19 protein-coding genes are annotated in these 18,150 nt (G+C 66.7%); 4 read left to right on the forward strand and 15 right to left on the reverse strand.

Annotated elements, in window-relative coordinates; all coding sequences use genetic code 11:
• Positions 1-14 precede the first annotated feature (14 nt).
• Positions 15-1,277 carry a diaminopimelate decarboxylase gene (lysA, locus tag EPAKOI_RS14930; protein ID WP_423192519.1) on the forward strand — a complete coding sequence of 421 codons (1,263 nt, stop codon included), beginning with the start codon at positions 15-17 and terminating at the stop codon, positions 1,275-1,277.
• A 56-nt stretch (positions 1,278-1,333) separates the two neighbouring features.
• Here the strand turns inward: lysA and msrQ are convergent, their stop codons facing one another.
• The 6 genes from msrQ to EPAKOI_RS14960 form a co-directional block, all read right to left on the reverse strand.
• Positions 1,334-2,041, reverse strand: a complete 708-nt coding sequence (gene msrQ / locus EPAKOI_RS14935; protein ID WP_124683051.1) for a protein-methionine-sulfoxide reductase heme-binding subunit MsrQ — start codon at positions 2,039-2,041, stop codon at positions 1,334-1,336.
• A complete protein-coding gene (gene msrP / locus EPAKOI_RS14940) occupies positions 2,041-3,051 on the reverse strand; it encodes a protein-methionine-sulfoxide reductase catalytic subunit MsrP (RefSeq protein ID WP_423192520.1) in 1,011 nt (336 codons plus the stop codon). Before msrP ends, msrQ begins: the two co-directional genes overlap by 1 nt.
• Before the next feature lie 144 nt (positions 3,052-3,195).
• Positions 3,196-3,627 carry a hypothetical protein gene (locus tag EPAKOI_RS14945; RefSeq protein ID WP_124683049.1) on the reverse strand — a complete coding sequence of 144 codons (432 nt, stop codon included), beginning with the start codon at positions 3,625-3,627 and terminating at the stop codon, positions 3,196-3,198.
• Positions 3,628-3,834: 207 nt separating this feature from the next.
• A complete protein-coding gene (ccsB, locus tag EPAKOI_RS14950) occupies positions 3,835-5,052 on the reverse strand; it encodes a c-type cytochrome biogenesis protein CcsB (RefSeq protein ID WP_423192521.1) in 1,218 nt (405 codons plus the stop codon).
• 73 nt (positions 5,053-5,125) lie between these two features.
• Positions 5,126-7,369, reverse strand: coding sequence for a cytochrome c biogenesis protein ResB (locus EPAKOI_RS14955; protein WP_423192522.1), 2,244 nt, complete (start codon positions 7,367-7,369; stop codon positions 5,126-5,128).
• 198 nt (positions 7,370-7,567) lie between these two features.
• Positions 7,568-8,230 (reverse strand): c-type cytochrome, encoded by a 663-nt coding sequence (locus tag EPAKOI_RS14960; RefSeq protein WP_124683046.1) that lies wholly within the window; start codon positions 8,228-8,230, stop codon positions 7,568-7,570.
• Between the two features lie 330 nt (positions 8,231-8,560).
• Between EPAKOI_RS14960 and yihA the strand changes: the two genes are divergently transcribed.
• From yihA to EPAKOI_RS14975, 3 genes are all read left to right on the forward strand, one after another.
• On the forward strand, positions 8,561-9,229 hold the full coding sequence (gene yihA / locus EPAKOI_RS14965) for a ribosome biogenesis GTP-binding protein YihA/YsxC (protein WP_124683045.1): 669 nt from the start codon (positions 8,561-8,563) through the stop codon (positions 9,227-9,229).
• 316 nt (positions 9,230-9,545) lie between these two features.
• A complete protein-coding gene (gene hemB, locus EPAKOI_RS14970; protein WP_423192523.1) occupies positions 9,546-10,544 on the forward strand; it encodes a porphobilinogen synthase in 999 nt (332 codons plus the stop codon).
• A 10-nt stretch (positions 10,545-10,554) separates the two neighbouring features.
• Complete coding sequence (locus tag EPAKOI_RS14975) at positions 10,555-11,838, forward strand: magnesium transporter CorA family protein (protein WP_423192524.1); 1,284 nt, start codon at positions 10,555-10,557, stop codon at positions 11,836-11,838.
• Between the two features lie 30 nt (positions 11,839-11,868).
• Here EPAKOI_RS14975 and dsbD read toward each other — a convergent pair whose 3' ends face one another.
• From dsbD to infA, 9 genes are all read right to left on the reverse strand, one after another.
• Positions 11,869-13,764 carry a protein-disulfide reductase DsbD gene (gene dsbD / locus EPAKOI_RS14980; protein WP_423193526.1) on the reverse strand — a complete coding sequence of 632 codons (1,896 nt, stop codon included), beginning with the start codon at positions 13,762-13,764 and terminating at the stop codon, positions 11,869-11,871.
• A 99-nt stretch (positions 13,765-13,863) separates the two neighbouring features.
• Complete coding sequence (gene cutA, locus EPAKOI_RS14985; protein WP_423192525.1) at positions 13,864-14,244, reverse strand: divalent-cation tolerance protein CutA; 381 nt, start codon at positions 14,242-14,244, stop codon at positions 13,864-13,866.
• Positions 14,245-14,345: 101 nt separating this feature from the next.
• A complete protein-coding gene (gene rplQ, locus EPAKOI_RS14990; protein WP_011299296.1) occupies positions 14,346-14,741 on the reverse strand; it encodes a 50S ribosomal protein L17 in 396 nt (131 codons plus the stop codon).
• 160 nt (positions 14,742-14,901) lie between these two features.
• Positions 14,902-15,882 (reverse strand): DNA-directed RNA polymerase subunit alpha, encoded by a 981-nt coding sequence (locus EPAKOI_RS14995; RefSeq protein WP_124683041.1) that lies wholly within the window; start codon positions 15,880-15,882, stop codon positions 14,902-14,904.
• A gap of 175 nt (positions 15,883-16,057) precedes the next feature.
• Complete coding sequence (gene rpsD, locus EPAKOI_RS15000) at positions 16,058-16,681, reverse strand: 30S ribosomal protein S4 (RefSeq protein WP_423192526.1); 624 nt, start codon at positions 16,679-16,681, stop codon at positions 16,058-16,060.
• 281 nt (positions 16,682-16,962) lie between these two features.
• Complete coding sequence (gene rpsK, locus EPAKOI_RS15005; protein WP_008642963.1) at positions 16,963-17,364, reverse strand: 30S ribosomal protein S11; 402 nt, start codon at positions 17,362-17,364, stop codon at positions 16,963-16,965.
• A 24-nt stretch (positions 17,365-17,388) separates the two neighbouring features.
• Positions 17,389-17,754, reverse strand: coding sequence for a 30S ribosomal protein S13 (gene rpsM / locus EPAKOI_RS15010; protein ID WP_423192527.1), 366 nt, complete (start codon positions 17,752-17,754; stop codon positions 17,389-17,391).
• A gap of 19 nt (positions 17,755-17,773) precedes the next feature.
• The gene (gene rpmJ / locus EPAKOI_RS15015; RefSeq protein WP_008642959.1) at positions 17,774-17,890 is read right to left on the reverse strand and encodes a 50S ribosomal protein L36; all 117 of its coding nucleotides are present in this window, start codon (positions 17,888-17,890) and stop codon (positions 17,774-17,776) included.
• 31 nt (positions 17,891-17,921) lie between these two features.
• Positions 17,922-18,140: a translation initiation factor IF-1 gene (gene infA / locus EPAKOI_RS15020; protein ID WP_010812378.1), complete on the reverse strand. Its 219-nt coding sequence runs from the start codon at positions 18,138-18,140 to the stop codon at positions 17,922-17,924.
• Positions 18,141-18,150 lie beyond the last annotated feature (10 nt).

The raw sequence follows: 18,150 nt of genomic DNA on the forward strand, positions 1-18,150 counted from the left end.
GTGCCCGCTCCGACATGACTGATTTTTTCCATCGCCGGCAAGACGGCGCCCTGACCGTCGAACAGGTACCGCTGGCGCGCATCGCCGCCGACTTCGGCACGCCCACCTTCGTCTACTCGCGCGCGGCCCTGACCACCGCGTACAACGCCTACGCGGCCGCCTGCCAGGGCCGCAACGCCCACGTGCAGTACGCGGTCAAGGCCAATTCGAACCTGGCGGTGCTGCAGGTGTTTGCCCGGCTGGGCGCGGGCTTCGATATCGTGTCGGGCGGCGAACTGCTGCGCGTGCTGGCCGCCGGCGGCGATCCGCGCAAGGTCGTGTTCTCGGGCGTCGCCAAGAGCGAGGCCGACATGGCGCTGGCGCTGGAGCACGACGTGCGCGGCTTCAACGTCGAGTCGATTCCCGAGCTGGACCGCCTGAACGCCGTGGCCGGCCGGCTGGGCAAGCGCGCGCGCGTGTCGCTGCGCATCAACCCGGACGTCGACGCCAAGACCCACCCGTATATCTCCACGGGGCTCAAGGGCAACAAGTTCGGTGTGGCGTTCGAGGACGTGCTGCCGACCTACCGCGCCGCCGCCGCGCTGCCGCACCTGGAAGTGGCCGGCATCGACTGCCATATCGGCTCGCAGATCACCGAGGTGGCGCCGTACCTGGAAGCGCTGGACAAGGTGCTGGACGTGGTGGAGCAGCTGGAAGCCGAAGGCATCCGACTGGCGCACATCGACGTGGGCGGCGGGCTGGGCATTACCTATGACGACGAGACGCCGCCGGACATCACCGGCTTCGCCACCACGCTGATCGACCGCGTGGCCGCGCGGGGCCACGGCCACCGCGAGGTGCTGTTCGAGCCGGGCCGGTCGCTGGTGGGCAACGCCGGCGTGCTGCTGACGCGCGTGGAATTCCTGAAGCCGGGCGCGGCCAAGAACTTCTGCATCGTCGATGCCGCGATGAACGACCTGGCGCGTCCGGCCATGTACGAGGCGTACCACCGCATCGAGCCCGTGGCGCCGCGCGCCGACGCGCCAGCCACCTACGACGTGGTGGGGCCGGTCTGCGAATCGGGCGACTGGCTGGGCCGCGACCGCGCGCTGGCGGTGCAGCCGGGCGACCTGCTGGCCGTGATGTCGGCCGGCGCCTATGGCTTTGTGATGAGCTCGAACTACAACACGCGCGGCCGGGCGGCCGAGGTGATGGTCGATGGCGACGCCGTTCACCTCGTGCGCGAGCGCGAACTGCCGGCCGACCTGTTCCGCAGCGAGCGCCTGCTGAACGACTGACGCCCGGCCAGCCTCAAGCAAAGCCAAAGGGCGGCGCACTGCGCGTCGCCCTTTTTTCATCGTGCCACGGCCTGCGCCTTCGGCAGCTTCGGCTTGCGCGCCCACCACCACACCCGCATGGCCAGCAGCACGAACACGACGGCCGCGTAGATCGACACCTCGCCGAAATCGTTCTTGCCGGCCTTGTGCCACCAGTAATGAAGGATGGCCAGCACGGCGATTGCATAGATCGACCGGTGCAGCGCCTGCCAGCGCTTGCCGCCCAGCCAGCGGATGGCCGCATTGAACGACGTGGCCGCCAGCGGCACCATCAGCACGAAGGCCGCGAAGCCCATCGTGATAAATGGCCGTTTGCCGATGTCCTGGATCATGTAGGCGACGTCGAACCCGCGGTCGACGGCCAGCCAGAGCAGGAAGTGCTGCAAGGCGTAGAAGAACGTGAACAGGCCCAGCATGCGGCGCAGCCGCAGCAGCCACGGCCAGCCGGTGAGCCGGCGCAGCGGCGTGACCGACAGCGTCACGCAGAGCATCACCAGCGTCCAGGTGCCGGTCGAGCGCGTCACGAATTCCAGCGGATTGGCGCCGAATTGCGACGTGGCGCCCAGGTACAGCAACCGCAGGAACGGCAGCAGCGCCACGATCCAGACCACGACCTTCACCGCGCGCACGCGCGCCGGGGCCAGCATCGCCAGCCCGCCCGCCGGGCGCCCGCCGTCCGATGCCGCCCGGGCCCGCGCGGCGGCCTGCAGGTCGCGCTCGGCCATCAGAAGTTCTTCCTCAGGTCCATGCCCTGGTACAGCGACGCCACCTGGGCCGCGTAGCCGTTGAACGGCAGCGTCTTGCGCTTGGGCGCGAACAGCGCGGCAAACCCGCCGCCGCCCTTGTCCTCGCCAATGCGGCGCTCGGTGGCCTGGCTCCAGCGCGGGTGGTCGACGTCGGGGTTCACGTTCGAATAGAAGCCGTACTCGCTGGGCGCCGCAAGGTTCCAGCTGGTGGGCGGCTGCTTGTCCAGGAAGCGGATCTTGACGATCGACTTGGCGCTCTTGAAGCCGTATTTCCACGGCAGCACCATGCGCACCGGCGCGCCGTTCTGGTTCGGCAGCACCTCGCCGTACAGGCCGAAGGTCAGCAGCGCCAGCGGGTGCATCGCCTCGTCCATGCGCAGGCCCTCGCTATACGGCCAGTCGAGCACGCCGCTGGACAGCCCCGGCATCTGCTTCTTGTCCGCCAGCGTGATGAACTGGACGAACTTGGCCCCCGGCTGAGGTTCCACGCGGCGGATCAGCTCGGCCAGCGGATAGCCCGTCCACGGGATCACCATCGACCAGCCCTCCACGCAGCGCAGGCGGTAGACGCGCTCTTCCATCGGCGCCAGTTTCAGCAGTTCGTCGAGGTCGTAGACCTTCGGATGCTTGACCAGCCCCTCTACGGCCACCTGCCACGGCCGGGGCCGCAGCGTGCCGGCGTGGCGCGCCGGATCGGCCTTGTCGGTGCCGAATTCGTAGAAGTTGTTGTAGGTGGTGACGTCGGCGTACGGCGTGCGTTTCTCGGTCACGGCGTAGGCGCTGTTGAGCGTGCCCGGCAGCTTGGCCAGCTTGCCCGGCGCTTCCTGTGCAAACGCCTGCCGCGCGAACCAGGGCGACGCCAGGCCCGTGGCGGCGGCCGCGCCGCCCAGCGCCAGCAGGCGGCGGCGCGACAGGTAGAGCGACTGGGGCGTGATTTCCGACGCGGCGATATCGTCACCGCGCAGCCATTTGGGGGAAGGGATCAGCATGATTCGCAGCGTGTTGGGGGAGCCTGGAGCATTGGACAGCAAAACCGGGGCGAAGGTGCGGCGCCCCGGCTGGCGGTCCGTCCGCAGGGTGCCGCAGGCGCGCGGCACCCTGCGCAGGCGGCTGGCGTCCAGCCGCCGTGCCCGTCAGGGCTTGGCGACGTGCCAGACGTTGTTGAGATTGTCGCCGGTCTTGTCGCCCGGCTTGGCGTCCTTGGCAAAGCGGTACAGCGGCATGCCCTTGTACGCGTACTGGCGCGCGCCGTCGTCGCGCGTGATGATCGAGTAGCTGCCCGATGCGGTGCGGCCCGGCTCGGCCAGCAGCGGCGGCCAGTTGGTGGCGCACATGCCGTTGCAGGCGCTCTTGCCGCTATTGGCGGTGTCGCGGTCGAACGTGTAGAGCGTCAGGCCCTGCGGATCGGTCAGCACGCCGTTGGTCACCTTCACCGTCGGCGGCATGTTGCCCGCGCCGGACCCGCCCATGCCCATCCCGGAGCAGCCGGCCAGCAACACGGCGGCGGCTCCCACGGCCAAGGCAAACGGACGCAGCGCGGATACAGCAGTGTGACGATTGGTCATCTTCAGGTCTCCTTCTCGGGTCGGTGCCGCCAGTCGGCCCCGTTCTCCCTCAGTAAACACCCGATGTGACTTGTTTATTCCGTTTGCGCGAAAAAAAGTGCTGCCTCGGCGCGAAAAGTGGATTTATCAGCATCTGTCGACCGGGAAGCGAGCGAAAAAAAGCCTGCCGGGCAAGGGCAGGCTTTTGTACGACGGCGACACGCCGGCTCAGAGTTCGCCGTAGCTATGCAGGCCGGACAGGAACATGTTGACGCCGAGGAACGCGAAGGTTGTCACCAGCAGGCCCACCAGCGCCCACCACGCCGCCACCGTGCCGCGCAGCCCCTTCATCAGCCGCATGTGCAGCCACGCTGCATAGTTCAGCCAGACGATCAGCGCCCAGGTTTCCTTCGGGTCCCAACTCCAGTAGCCGCCCCACGCCTCGGCCGCCCACAGCGCGCCCAGGATCGTGGCGATCGTGAAGAACGCGAAACCCACGGCGATGGCCTTGTACATCACATCGTCGAGCAGCTCCAGCGACGGCAGGCGTTCGGCCAGGATGCCCCGCTGCTTGAGCAGGTACGCCACCGACACCATCGCCGCCAGCGCAAACGTGCCGTAGCCGATGAAGTTCGCCGGCACGTGGATCTTCATCCACCAGCTTTGCAGCGCCGGTACCAGCGGCTGGATCTCCTGCGCGTTGCGGCTGACCGTGTACCAGAGCAGGAAGCCGACTGCCGCCGACACCACCAGCATCACGAACGGCCCCATCGCCCGCGTGGCGTAGCGGCGCTCGTAGTAGAGGTAGAACAGCGACGTGATCAGTGTGAAGAGGACGAAGACCTCGTAGAGGTTCGAGATGGGGATGTGCCCGATGTCGGCGCCAATCAGGTACGACTCGTACCAGCGCACCATCAGGCCGGTGAAACCGAGCACCACGGCCGCCCAGCACAGCTTGCTGCCGATGCTGGAGCCCGTATCGGACCTCGACGCAAACCCGACCCAGTAGAACAGCGTCGACAGGAACACCAGCGCGCTCATCCACAGGATGGCCGACTGGCTCGACAGGAAGTACTTGAGGAAGAACGCCTGGTCGGCGCGCGCCAGGCTGCCCTGGTACAACTGGATGGCGAACAGCGACAGCACCGCGATGCCCGCCATCAGCGGCCGCACCGCCTTCCAGTGCCAGCCGAGCAGCGCGAACGTCGGCACGGCGGCAATCAGCACCGCCTTGTCGTAGCCGTTCATCCAGTGGCCGTACTGCATCAGCGCAAACCCGGCGCCCACGGCCAGCAGCACGGCAAACAGCCAGTCCACCCAGCCCAGCCGGCGCAGGAACGACGGTTCCAGGAAGTCGGCTTCCAGGGCCGCGCCGGCGCCTTCGTCAGGTGCGGCGGATTGTCGCGGCGTCAGGCCGGGATCGGCGTGATGGAGATTGGAGGACATGGCATTCCTGCTCTGCTTGTTGAAGCACTGTTATGTCTGCGGTTGGCCGGCACAGGCGGCCACTCACTTTCTACTATAGCGAGGGCCCCGGCCTATCATCGGCGCCTGATGGCCCGGATCGCGGTGCGTCCGGCGTCATCGGCGCCGGGCCGCTGGCTGGCACCGCCGTCACTTCGGCCCCGACGGCGCGGCCCACGTCGTCACGCAAGGTGACAAATTCCTTTTCGAAATCCATCGTGCGGCGCTGGGTGGACATCGCCATCAGCACATGGCTGCCCGCCGAATGGTCGAGGTCGCCGGGCTGCCTGTCCTTGATCCAGATCCAGACGCGCCGCTCGCGGATATAGAACATCGCGAACACGCCCAGGACCAGCAGCAGGCAGCCAAGATACACGATGTTCTTGCCCGGCGCACGGGTCATCTGGAACACGCTGGCGTTGACCTTCTGGAAGTCGTCGAGCTGCAGGAACACCGGCGCGGCGTAGAAAAAACTGTCTGACAGCGCGTTGATCGACTGCTGCAGGAACTGGCCGCTTTTGGCGTCGTTCGGCACGGCCGGCAGCTTGTCCTGCTCGCGCGCCAGCTGCCACAGTTCCCACATCGAACCATTGAGAATCTTCAGCAGCACGTCGGCGGCCTTCTGCTGCTCGGCCTGCGGGACCGATTTCTCCAGGAAGGCGGCGATGGCCGTGAAGCCACCCGGCGGCGCGTCCGGCGCGGCGCGCGTGGCGCCGGCAAACAGGTCCATCGCGCGCAGCGCGCTCTCGGCAAGCTGGTGGCGCAGCGTTTCCTTGTCCGCGCCGGGCATCGACACCAGCGCAAAGCGCCGGGCCGCCTCGCCCCGCATCGCGCTGGACTGCAGCGCGGCGCGCAGGCGCATCCAGTCGGCCACGCTCATCTGGTCGTCGGCCGGGATGCGGAGGTAACGGAACGGCTCGCTCGGTGACTCGCGCATGCCGGCCAGGAACAGCGTCTGACCGTCGAGCTGCACCGGCAGCATGTAGTTGTTGAATTCGCGCGCCTGGCCGTTGCGGTCGCGCAGCTTGTACTGGACCGACGGCCCGACGTTGCGCAGGTCCTTGTCCTTGTCCAGGCTGGCGGCGGCGCCCAGGTGCTGCTCCAGCGTGGACTTGCGCGCCACGCCGCGCACGTCGGCCTTGCCCGACGCATCGGTCACGGTCTCGACGTTGATCTGGCGGAAGTCGCTGAACTCGACGGTCAGGCTTTCCTGGTCGGCCGCGGTGCCCGTGCCGGTCAGCTGGACGTTGCCGCCTACCGTGCCGGCCAGCGGGAACGTGGCGTGCGTGCTGCCCGCCATCGGATAGCCGACGAACTTGAGCCGCGACCCGCCGTCCTCGAAGCTGGACTGGTAGATCGCCACGCCATCGACGATCAGCGGCTCGTTGACCTTGATGGTCGCCGCGGTCTGCTTGCCGGTCGCGCGGTCCGTCACCACCACGTCGGACGCGAACAGCTTGGGCATGCCAGTGGAGTAGTAGTCGACCGTGAACTTCTTGAGCGTGATCGAGAACGGCAGGTCTTGCACCAGCGCGCCGTCGGCGACGTTGAGGATGGCCGTCGACACGGTGGCGCCCTCCGGCACGAATGCATTGCCGCGGAAGCCCGGGTTCGACGCCGACAGCCGGTGCTTGGCCGGGATCTCGCTGATGATGGCGTTGCCCGAGATGGGGGACTTGCCGCCGAACCACATCTGGGCGCGGATCAGCATATCGCCGTCCAGCAGGCCGCCCACGCAGATCACGACGATGGCCGTGTGCGCGAGGATGTAGCCAAGCTTGTTGGCCGCGCCGGCCTTGGCCGCCAGCAGCGTGGCGCCGTCGTGCGCCACGGGCTTGACGCGGTAGCCGCGGTTGCGCAGCAGCGCGCCCAGCCGCGCGGCGGCCTCGGCACGGGGGCGCCGGGCATCGAACTCGCCCCGGTGGTGAAACGCCCGCAGGCTGCGCTCGCGCACGTGGTCTTTCCACGAGCGCATGTCGACGATCATCTTCGGCGCGTTGCGCGCGATACACAGCGACGTCGACACGACCAGAAAGCCGAGGATCAGCAGGAACCACCAGGAGCTGTACACCTTCTGCAGCGACAGCGCGTGGAACAGGTCCGCCCAGAACGGCCCGAACTGGTTCACGTAGTTCGGGTACGGCTCGTTCTGCTTCAGTACCGTGCCGATGATGCTTGCGATGGCAATCACCGTCAGCAGCGTGATGGCGAAGCGCATCGAGGACAACAGCTCGACGCCGTCGCGCAGCACGCGGTGTTGGGTCTTCAGGTGCAGGCCCGAAGTGGAAGGGGTGGACATGTACGGTAAAGCCTAAGGCCGGTTTGGCGCGCTGATCGGGAGCCCGCCAGTGTCACGCGCCGATGTGACGCGACGTGGTGGCGCGGAAAATGAAAAAGGGTGGACATGCTTCGGCAAGCAGGCCACCCTCTTCGATTGTCGGCCGCGCGGGCGGTTCATCCCCTGCGGGAATCCCCGGACGCGCCGCCCAGGTACGACTTAGCGGACGCCGGCGACGTAATCCGCCACCGCCTTGATCTCGGCATCCGACATCCTGGCGGCAATCGTGCTCATGACCGAATTGTTCTTGCGGGTGCCCTGGCGGAACGCCACCAGTTGCGCTTCGGTGTACTCGGAATACTGGCCTCCAATACGCGGATACTGGGACGGGATGCCGGCGCCGGTGGGGCCGTGGCAGGCCGCGCAGGCCGGCACGCCCTTGGCGGCGATACCCGCGCGGTAGATCTTCTGGCCGTCCTCGATCGTCGTCTTGTTCTTGGCCGTGGCAGGCTTGAGCTGCTGCTTGCCCAGGTAGGCGCCGATGTCCTTCATGTCCTGGTCGCTCAGTGCCTGGGCGTACAGCGACATGATCGGGTTGTCACGGGTCTTGGCCTTGAAATCGGCAAGCTGCTTGTGCGTGTACTCGGGCTGCTGGCCCGCCAGCTTGGGATTGACGGCGGCGGTGCTGTTGCCGGCCGTGCCGTGGCAGGAGAAACATGCGGGAACATTGCGATCGGGAACACCCTGCGTATAGAGCGTCTCGCCCTTGGCGGGATCCGCCTTGGCGGCCTGGGCCTGCTCTGCGGCAGATGCCAGCCCTGTCATTGCCCCCAGCGGAACGGCCAGCGCCATGACACCCAGAAGTTTCGCAATGCGGTTCATCCTTACACCTTGTCAGATTTGTTATGAACACCGTAATGCATGCCGGTCTCCTTTCTCCCCCTGCCCGGCGGTGAGGAGGCGCCATGGGGCAAGAGCTGGTTACGCGGCTGCGCGAATGCCGAAAAATTGATCGCGGACAATACCGACAACCAATTTCAGGCTTCGCCGATGACATCCGGCAAGGATGCCACACGTCACCCACTCAGGAGACCGTAAACCGGGTTATTGTACAATAAATCGCTTTCCGGATTGACTTAGGTCAGTCTCTGTGGCGACGTCTGCACTGGCCTCTTGCCAGTCCCGGGTCTAGCCGCTCCAACGCAACCGCGCATGTCCCTCCTACACCAGGCCCGATTCTTCAATACCGTCAACCATCTGCGCGACCTGCCCGCCACGGCCGTTCCGGAGGTGGCGTTCGCCGGCCGGTCCAACGCCGGCAAGTCGACGGCCATCAACACGCTGTGCAACCAGAAGCGGCTGGCGTTCTCGTCGCGCACGCCGGGCCGCACGCAGCATATCAACTACTTCACCGTGGCGCCGGTCAAGGCGACCGATCCGCTCGGGTTCCTGGTGGACCTGCCCGGCTATGGCTATGCCGAGGTGTCGGGCAGCGCCAAGTTCCACTGGCAGGGGCTGCTGTCCGACTACGTGCAGAGCCGTGCGCAACTGGCCGGCCTGATCCTGATGATGGACGCGCGGCGCCCGTTTACCGACCTCGATTGCCAGATGGTCGAGTGGTTCCTGCCCACCGGCAAGCCGATCCACGTGCTGCTGACGAAGGCCGACAAGCTCACGAACAACGAGAACGCCAACGCGCTGCGCGAGACCCGGCAGATGCTGGCGGACTACGCGCGGCAACTGGAGCACCCGCCGGCGCTGACCGCCCAGCTGTTCTCCAGCCTCAAGCGCCGCGGCATCGAGGAAGCCCAGCGCGTGGTGGCCGGCTGGCTGGCACTGCCAGAGGCCCAGCCGCCCGAGGCCGCCGCCCCGCAGGCCTAGGTACGGCGCGCACACCTGCCCAGCCCGTCACGCCGCCGGTCGCGCCGCCGGTCGCCCAAGCACGCCGGACAAAAAAAAGCCCCGTTGCAAGCAACGGGGTCCAACTTTCCCACCGGTTCAGGGCGGGTACCCGCTCAGGGAGGAGTAGCGGGGGACACCGTGCTGCGCGAAGCAACACAAGGTGTCCGCGAGTATGATAGCGGGCACGCACAAAAGTTCTTTTTTCTTTCGGTGCGTGGATTCCCGGCGCGCCGCGCGTTGTCGCGGCGACGGGCCCACGCCATCCGTCCACGACCCAATCCTCCCCGTTTCTGCCATGTCCACGTTCCCCGAGTATCGTCCCCGCCGCATGCGCCGCGATGACTTCTCGCGTCGCATGATGCGCGAGAACCGCCTGTCGGCCGACAACCTGATCTATCCGGTGTTCATCCTGGAAGGCCAGAACAAGCGCGAAGCCGTGGCGTCGATGCCGGGCTTGGAACGGGTGTCGGTAGATCTGCTGCTGCCGGTGGCCGAGGATTGCGTGAAGCTGGGCATTCCCGTGATCGCGCTGTTCCCGGTCATCGATCCGTCGATCAAGACGCCCGACGGCATCGAAGCAACGCGCGCCGACGGCCTGGTGCCGCGCGCCGTGCGGGCGCTGAAGGACCGCTTTCCCGAACTGGGCGTGCTGACCGACGTGGCGCTGGACCCGTACACGAGCCACGGCCAGGACGGCGTGCTCGACGAGAACGGCTACGTGATCAACGACGTCACGGTCGACATCCTGGTGCGCCAGGCGCTGGTGCAGGCCGAGGCCGGCGTCGATATCGTCGCGCCGTCCGACATGATGGATGGCCGCATCGGGGCCGTGCGCACGGCGCTGGAAAACGCCGACCACATCCACACCCGGATCATGGCCTACTCGGCCAAGTACGCGTCGGCGTTCTACGGCCCGTTCCGCGATGCGGTGGGCTCCGCGGCCAACCTGGGCAAGGGCAACAAGATGACCTACCAGATGGACCCGGCCAACACCGACGAGGCACTGCGCGAAGTGGCGCAGGACATCTTGGAAGGCGCCGATATGGTCATGGTGAAACCGGGCATGCCGTACCTGGACATCGTGCGCCGCGTGAAGGACGAGTTCCGTTATCCGACCTACGTCTACCAGGTGAGCGGCGAGTACGCCATGCTCAAGGCCGCCGCGCAGAACGGCTGGCTGGACCACGACAAGGTCATGATGGAATCGCTGCTGGCGTTCCGCCGCGCCGGCGCCGACGGCATCCTCACCTACTTCGCGCGCGACGCCGCGCGCCTGCTGAAGGCCACGGCCTGACAGCCGCCGCATGCAGCTACTCGGCTTTTCAGCCAGCCAGGTGCATCCGCTCGCGACGCTGGACGCCGCGCGCGACTTCCTGGCCGGCAACGCGGCAGCCCGCTTCGTGTGGGCCGACTGCTCGACGGACGAAGTCACGCCCGCACCCGGCGCGTGGCGCGACCGGCTGGAGGCGCTGACCGGCGCCCCGATCCTCGACCTGCACCTGGCCGACGCCACCAATCCCGCGCATCCGTCGTTCTTCGACACGACGAACGCGTACGACATGGTGATCTTCCGCAAGCTGACGTTCGAGACCAGCCGGCAGTTTGCCGAAGCCGACGCGGCGCCGGGGGACGGGGCCGGCGAGCGGCTGGCGACGGGCGCCACGGTGGCCCCTTCGGCCGGCAACGGAAGCGTTGCCGGCGCGCCGCCGGCCGGTGCTGTGGGCGCGACGCCGCTGCCCGCGCCGCGCAAGGCATCGCGCAAGTACCCGCCCGGGTTCCTGCCCGCGCTGGCGCGCATCGACACACAGCCGGTGGCCTTCTTCGTCTTCGACAACGTGCTGGTCACCGTGCGGCCCGCGCCCTCGCGGACCATCGAGCAGGTCAGGCAGCGGCTGCTGGATACGTGCGGCGCGCCGGCGTCCGCCGCGCGCCCGAATGGCAGCGGTTCGCTGCTGCACGGCGTGCGCCCGCCCACGCGGCCCGAGGACCTGATGCTGCGGCTGCTGAACGCGATGGTGGACCGCTACCTGGACCTGCGGACGCCGCTGACGCGCCAGCTCGACCGCTGGCAGCGCGCGCTGCTGAGCACGCGCCAGAGTTTTTCGAGCTGGGAGGGGCTGCTCGACGCCCGCATCCAGCTCCGCCGGCTTGAAAACCTCAGCGAGGAACAGCGCGACGCGCTGCAGGAATTCCGCGACAGCCTGCTGGACAACCGCTATAGCTCAGGCGATGCCGATCCCGGCGCCGCCAGCCGCGACGAAGTGCTGCTGGTACGGCTGACGGACCTCATGGAGCACATCCTGCGCGTGCTGGCGCACGCGCGGCGGCTGGAAGACTCGATCGAATCGGCGGTGCAGATCCACTTCTCGGCGGTTGCCCACCGCACCAACCGCACGATGCGGGCGCTGACCGTCATCACGGCCCTGTTCATGCCGCTGACGCTGATCACAGGCGTCTTCGGCATGAACTTCGCCCGCATGCCGTGGCTGCAGGAGCCCAACGGTTTCTGGTGGTCGATCGGACTGATGGGCGGCGTGGTGGCGACGATCGGCACCATCTGGGCGCTCGGGCGCTGGCTGGACCGCTAGGCGGCCTGGGCGGCCGCCAGCGGGGCGCGCTCAGGTCTGCGGCGCCTTGCCCAGGGCCCGCTCCAGGCTGTCCAGGAAGCGGTTGGCCGACTGGTAGCCGATCACCCGCACCGGCCGCTCGCGTCCGTCCGGGCCGAACAGGATGATGCCGGGCGGGCCGAACAGCCCGAACCGCTTGAGCAGCGCCTTGTCGTCCGCATTGTTGGCCGTCACGTCGGCCTGCAGCAGCACCACGTTGGCCAGCCGCGCGCGGACCCTCGGATCGGGAAACGTCAGCTTTTCCATTTCCTTGCAGCTCACGCACCAGTCGGCATAGAAATCGAGCAGCACCGGCCGGCCCGCGGTCGCCGCCTGCGCGACCCGCGCATCGAGTTCCGCCACGCTGCGCACGCGGTCGAACCTGAGCGCCGCATCCTTGCCCGCCGGCGCGCCCGACACGGCGCCGGAGAATCCGCCAATGTGGGACAGCGGCTGCAGCGGATCGCGTCCGCCCGAGGCCACGCCGACGACCTGGATCGCGCCGGCCAGCGCCGCAACCAGGCCGAGACCCTTGCCCAGGCGCAGCAAGCCGCGCGGGTCGGGGCCCAGCGCGTCGAAGGCGCCGAGATAGACCGCGGCGACAATCAGCAGCGCGGCCCACGCGAGCATCACCAGCCAGGCCGACAGCACCGGCGTGACCATCCAGATTGCCACCCCGAGCAGCAGGAATCCGAAAAAGCGCTTGGTGGCTTCCATCCACTTGCCGGCGCGCGGCAGCAGGTTGCCCGCCCCGACGCCGACCAGCAGCAGCGGCACGCCCATGCCCAGCGCCATGGCCAGCAGCGCGGCGCCGCCGACCAGCGCATCGCCGGTCTGCGCGATATAGGCCAGCGCCCCCGCCAGCGGCGCGGTGACGCACGGGCCAACGATCAGCGCCGAAATGGCGCCCATCGCCGCTGCGCCCGCGATCTGGCCGCCCTGGCGACGGTTCGACGACTCGGTCAGTCGCGTCTGCCAGCGCTGCGGCAACTGCAGTTCATAGAGGCCGAACATCGACAGCGACAGCGCGATCAGCAGCAGCGCGAAAAGGCCGAGCACCCAGGGGGTCTGCAGCGCCGCGGACAGGCCCTCGCCCGCCAGGCCCGCAGCCACGCCCACGGCGGTGTAGACCACCGCCATCCCAAGCACATAGGCCAGCGACACGACGAAGGCCCGGCCGCGCGTGACGTGCTCGCCGACGACGATCGACGACAGGATCGGCACCATCGGCAGCACGCACGGCGTGAACGTCAGCAGCAGCCCCAACCCGAAGAACAGCCCGGCGATCAGCGGCAGGCTACGGCTGGCCAGCGCGCCGGCGATACGGTCGTTCTCGTCGACCGGCGCGCCGCGCACGCGTCCGGCCGACGATTCGCCGGCTGGCGGCTGGGCCGCGGGGCTATCGGCCTGGGGCGCGACGGGGCTGGAGCGCGCCGGCGCGTTGCGGTCGCCGAACAGGTTGCCGAGGACCGATCCGCCCACCTTGTAGACGCTCTCCATCGGCGGATAGCAGAGCCCCTTGTCCGCGCAGCCCTGGGAGGTCACGACCAGCGTCCAGCGGCCGTCGGCGGGCGCCTGCTCCACCGGCACCCTGACGACCACGGCGCCGCGGTACGTCTCCATGTCCTTGCCGAAGGTCTCGTCGAAATGCACCTTGCCCGCCGGCATCGACGGCTTGCCGAGCACCACCCCGGCCGGCTGGGCGGCAAACGCAAAGCGCTCGCGGTAGAGGTAGTAGCCGTCGGCCACGTCGAAGCGGACTTCGATCGTCGTCGGATCGATCTGGCGCGCGGCGAACTTGAACGCCTGTTCGGGCGGCAGGAAGTCGTCCTCGGTGGCGGCATGGGCGCCGCCGAGCCCGATCAGACAGGCCAGCATCGCCAGCACCAATGCGACGATATGCCGCATGCCCGACCGCAGCCCGAAGCCTCGGCTGTCGCCTTGCCGCGACGCCGCACCGATACAGATCCCCGTCATTCCCATGTTTTTCCGTTATGTGTTCTGGCGTCAGGTACGCGGTGCCGGCCCGGTCGTTTCCGCCCGCACCCAGCCCAGGTAGGCCGGCAATCCGGCCTGCAGCGGCCATGCAACCACCTCGGGCACGTCGTAGGGGTGCTCGGCGCGGATGATGGCCTCCAGGGCCGCGTACTGGCCGGCGGTCGTCTTGATCAGCAGGGGCCATTCCTGCGCCTGTTCCAGCTTGCCTTGCCACCAGTACTCCGACTGGCACGGCGCCAGCCGGTTCACGCACGCGGCCACCCGGGCGGACAGTATCGCCCGCGTCACGCGGATGGACGACGCCTCGTCCGGCAGGTTGGTCATCGCCATCCAGACGGCTTCAGGGGGTGCGGGCTGCGCGGTGCCGGTGGGGGCAGGTGTGACGGTCATGACAGGTCGGGAAGCACAAAACAAAAGAGCCAGGCAAAAGCCTGGCTCGATTGTAGTGCGGTGTCCGCTGGCCCGTCAGCGTGCGACGGGCCGGGCATCACTTATTCCGCGGCTTCTTCGGCCGGGGCTTCGGTGATTTCCGGACGATCCACCAGCTCGACCAGCGCCATCGGCGCGTTGTCGCCCTGACGGAAGCCGAACTTCAGGATGCGGGTGTAGCCGCCCGGACGAGCGTTGTAGCGCGGGCCCAGTTCGGTGAACAGCTTGGTGACCATGTCGCGGTCGCGCAGGCGGGCGAAAGCCAGGCGGCGGTTGGCAACGGTGTCTTTCTTGGCCAGCGTGATGAGCGGCTCGACAACCTTGCGCAGTTCCTTGGCCTTGGGCAGGGTGGTCTTGATCAGCTCGTGCTGGAACAGCGAGTTGGACATGTTGCGCAGCATCGCGAGACGGTGCGACGAGGTGCGGTTCAGTTTCCGCAGGCCATGACGGTGACGCATGATGATTCCTTTCGATTACAGTGTTTGACCAGCTCTTCTATCGCTGCCGCCTGCGAGATCGCGGGCGTCGGCGCGGGCCGGTAGTGCTTCATTGCCACGGGCGGAATTGCCCGGGGCACATGACCGGCGAAGCCACCTTGCGGCAGCCTCGCCCTGCCAATTACTTCTCCAGACCTGCGGGCGGCCAGTTCTCGAGCTTCATGCCGAGCGTCAGGCCACGCGAAGCCAGGACTTCCTTGATCTCGTTGAGCGACTTGCGACCCAGGTTCGGGGTCTTGAGCAGTTCGTTCTCGGTACGCTGGATCAGGTCGCCGATGTAGTAGATGTTCTCGGCCTTCAGGCAGTTGGCCGAACGCACCGTCAGTTCCAGGTCGTCCACCGGACGCAGCAGGATCGGATCGATCTGCGGCGCGCGGCTCGACGCGGCCTCGGCGGCCGATTCCGTGCCTTCCAGCGCGGCGAACACCGACAGTTGGTCCACCAGGATGCGCGCCGACTGGCGAATCGCTTCCTCGGGCGAGATCACGCCGTCGGTTTCGATGTTCATCACCAGCTTGTCCAGGTCCGTACGCTGTTCCACACGGGCCGATTCCACGGCGTACGACACGCGGCGTACCGGCGAGAACGAGGCGTCCAGCACGATGCGGCCGATGACCTTGCCCGATTCGTCGCCGAACTTGCGCACGTTGCCCGGCACGTAGCCACGGCCTTGCTCGACCTTGATCTGCATGTCGAGCTTGCCGCCGGCGGACAGGTGGGCAATCACGTGGTTCGGGTTGATGATCTCGACGTCGTGCGGCAGCTCGATATCGGCTGCCGTGACCACGCCTTCGCCATCCTTGCGCAGCGACACCGTGACTTCGTCGCGGTTGTGCAGCTTGAACACCACGCCCTTCAGGTTGAGCAGCAGGTTGACGACGTCTTCCTGCACGCCATCGATGGTGGAATACTCGTGGACGACCCCAGCGATCGTGACTTCGGTCGGGGCATAGCCGACCATCGACGACAGCAGGACGCGACGCAGCGCGTTACCAAGCGTATGCCCATAACCGCGCTCAAACGGCTCCATCACGACTTTGGCGTGGTGGTCGCCCAGCGGTTCTACGGCGATGATTTTTGGCTTGAGGAGTGCTGTTTGCATTAGGTTGTCCTTTTCAATACCCTCGGCTCGTTACACCGATAAGGCTGACGTTTGGAACCTGAGAAAACCCATCGCATGATGGGCAATAAGCCCGGCGCGCCGCAGGGCGCGCCGGGCTGAAAGCGAAGCCTTGATAACCAGGCAAGCGCTGAACCGTTCGAATGTCGGTCCGCGATTAACGCGAATACAGTTCGACGATCAGGCTTTCGTTGATGTCGCCAGAGATATCGGCGCGATCCGGAGCCTGCTTGAACGTGCCTTCGAACTTCTTGGCGTCAACGCTCACCCAGGTCGGGAAGCCCGACTGCTCGGCCAGCGACAGGGCCTCGGCGATACGGACCTGCTTCTTCGACTGCTCGCGGATCGACACGATGTCGCCAGCCTTGATCTGGGCCGACGGCACGTTCAGCGTCTGACCGTTCACCAGGATCGCCTTGTGCGACACCAGCTGGCGCGCTTCGGCGCGGGTCGAGCCGAAGCCCATGCGGTACACAACGTTGTCCAGGCGCGATTCCAGCAGTTGCAGCAGCTTTTCGCCGGTGTTGCCCTTGCGGCGGTCGGCTTCGGCGAAGTAGCGGCGGAACTGACGCTCCAGCACGCCGTAGATGCGCTTGACCTTCTGCTTTTCACGCAGCTGGTTGCCGTAGTCCGACGTACGGGCACCCGAGGTGCGGCCGTGCTGGCCCGGCTTGCTGTCCAGCTTGCACTTGTCGGCCAGCGAGCGACGGGCGCTCTTCAGGAACAGGTCGGTGCCTTCGCGGCGGGAAAGTTTGGCCTTCGGGCCGGTATAACGTGCCACTTTATCTTCCTTTGATCGATCGCGACGCCATCGAGACGCGCCGCGAGTCCGCCATCAGATCGTGGCGGACGGTGGGCTTATGGTTCTTCATCCGCCGTGGGCAAGCCACGCGGAGGCAACGCAAAAGCATGACGAAATCGCCCTCGCCCGAGACAGCAGTCTCGGCACGCGGACGCAAAACGAAAGCCCGCCGCAATGAATTGCAGCAGGCCAACGCGGGATACTACCACAGCCCGGAGACATAGGGCAAAGCCCCTCGCCCCGCAGGCCCAGCCTAGCGCTTAGATACGGCGGCGCTTCGGCGGACGGCAGCCGTTGTGCGGCACCGGCGTCACATCCTCGATCACGGCGATCTTGATGCCCAGCGCGTTCAGCGCACGGACAGCCGACTCGCGACCCGGACCCGGACCCTTGATGCGCACTTCCAGGTTCTTGATACCCTGGTCTTGCGCCACACGGCCGGCGTTCTCGGCAGCGACCTGGGCAGCGAACGGGGTCGACTTGCGCGAACCCTTGAAGCCCTGGCCACCGGCGGTTGCCCACGACAGGGCGTTGCCCTGGCGATCGGTGATGGTGATGATGGTGTTGTTGAACGAAGCGTGGACGTGTGCGATGCCGTCGGCAACGTTCTTCTTGACCTTCTTACGCGCGCGCTGGGCGGCGTTATTCGGACCTTTTGCCATTCGATTCTTCCTATGCCTTCGGCTTTACTTCTTCAGTGCCACGCCGGCCTTGCGCGGACCCTTGCGAGTACGTGCATTGGTGCGGGTACGCTGACCGCGCATCGGCAGACCCTTGCGGTGACGCATGCCACGATAGCAACCAAGGTCCATCAGACGCTTGATATTCATCGTGGTTTCACGACGCAGGTCACCCTCGACCGTGACCTTGCCCACTTCGTCACGAAGCTTTTCCAGGTCGGCGTCGGTCAGATCCTTGACCTTCTTGTCAAACGGTACACCGGCAGCCTCGCAAATCTTGCGGGCGCGCGAGCGGCCGACACCATAAATGGCCGTCAGACCGATTTCGGTGTGCTTATGGTTCGGGATGTTAACCCCTGCGATACGTGCCATTCGTCAATCCTCTTTCCGATTAGCCTTGGCGTTGCTTGTGGCGGGGATCCGACGAGCAGATCACGCGCACGACACCGTTGCGCTTGATGATTTTGCAGTTGCGGCAAATGCGCTTAACAGAAGCCAGCACTTTCATGATTTTCCTCTTCCTTCAATTCCAGTTCGCGTCACTTAGTCCGAAAGACGATACGTGCGCGCGACAGATCATATGGAGTCAGCTCAACCGTCACCTTGTCACCCGGAAGAATCCGGATGTAGTTCATTCGCATCTTGCCCGAGATATGCCCGAGTACTACGTGGCCGTTTTCGAGCTTGACGCGGAACGTCGCGTTGGGGAGATTTTCCAGGACCTCCCCCTGCATCTGGATGACGTCGTCTTTTGCCATACCTGGTGCC

Origin of the sequence: Cupriavidus sp. H18C2, assembly GCF_049393795.1 — a bacterium.
GTDB classification, from domain to species: domain Bacteria; phylum Pseudomonadota; class Gammaproteobacteria; order Burkholderiales; family Burkholderiaceae; genus Cupriavidus; species Cupriavidus pauculus_C.

What these genes read in the sequence shown, in the direction of transcription:
- lysA (WP_423192519.1), top strand. Translation starts at nt 15, where the DNA reads ATGACTGATTTTTTCCATCGCCGGCAAGACGGCGCCCTGACCGTCGAA.
- msrQ (WP_124683051.1), bottom strand. Translation starts at nt 2,041, where the DNA reads ATGGCCGAGCGCGACCTGCAGGCCGCCGCGCGGGCCCGGGCGGCATCG.
- msrP (WP_423192520.1), bottom strand. Translation starts at nt 3,051, where the DNA reads ATGCTGATCCCTTCCCCCAAATGGCTGCGCGGTGACGATATCGCCGCG.
- EPAKOI_RS14945 (WP_124683049.1), bottom strand. Translation starts at nt 3,627, where the DNA reads ATGACCAATCGTCACACTGCTGTATCCGCGCTGCGTCCGTTTGCCTTG.
- ccsB (WP_423192521.1), bottom strand. Translation starts at nt 5,052, where the DNA reads ATGTCCTCCAATCTCCATCACGCCGATCCCGGCCTGACGCCGCGACAA.
- EPAKOI_RS14955 (WP_423192522.1), bottom strand. Translation starts at nt 7,369, where the DNA reads ATGTCCACCCCTTCCACTTCGGGCCTGCACCTGAAGACCCAACACCGC.
- EPAKOI_RS14960 (WP_124683046.1), bottom strand. Translation starts at nt 8,230, where the DNA reads ATGAACCGCATTGCGAAACTTCTGGGTGTCATGGCGCTGGCCGTTCCG.
- yihA (WP_124683045.1), top strand. Translation starts at nt 8,561, where the DNA reads ATGTCCCTCCTACACCAGGCCCGATTCTTCAATACCGTCAACCATCTG.
- hemB (WP_423192523.1), top strand. Translation starts at nt 9,546, where the DNA reads ATGTCCACGTTCCCCGAGTATCGTCCCCGCCGCATGCGCCGCGATGAC.
- EPAKOI_RS14975 (WP_423192524.1), top strand. Translation starts at nt 10,555, where the DNA reads ATGCAGCTACTCGGCTTTTCAGCCAGCCAGGTGCATCCGCTCGCGACG.
- dsbD (WP_423193526.1), bottom strand. Translation starts at nt 13,764, where the DNA reads ATGCGGCATATCGTCGCATTGGTGCTGGCGATGCTGGCCTGTCTGATC.
- cutA (WP_423192525.1), bottom strand. Translation starts at nt 14,244, where the DNA reads ATGACCGTCACACCTGCCCCCACCGGCACCGCGCAGCCCGCACCCCCT.
- rplQ (WP_011299296.1), bottom strand. Translation starts at nt 14,741, where the DNA reads ATGCGTCACCGTCATGGCCTGCGGAAACTGAACCGCACCTCGTCGCAC.
- EPAKOI_RS14995 (WP_124683041.1), bottom strand. Translation starts at nt 15,882, where the DNA reads ATGCAAACAGCACTCCTCAAGCCAAAAATCATCGCCGTAGAACCGCTG.
- rpsK (WP_008642963.1), bottom strand. Translation starts at nt 17,364, where the DNA reads ATGGCAAAAGGTCCGAATAACGCCGCCCAGCGCGCGCGTAAGAAGGTC.
- rpsM (WP_423192527.1), bottom strand. Translation starts at nt 17,754, where the DNA reads ATGGCACGTATCGCAGGGGTTAACATCCCGAACCATAAGCACACCGAA.
- rpmJ (WP_008642959.1), bottom strand. Translation starts at nt 17,890, where the DNA reads ATGAAAGTGCTGGCTTCTGTTAAGCGCATTTGCCGCAACTGCAAAATC.
- infA (WP_010812378.1), bottom strand. Translation starts at nt 18,140, where the DNA reads ATGGCAAAAGACGACGTCATCCAGATGCAGGGGGAGGTCCTGGAAAAT.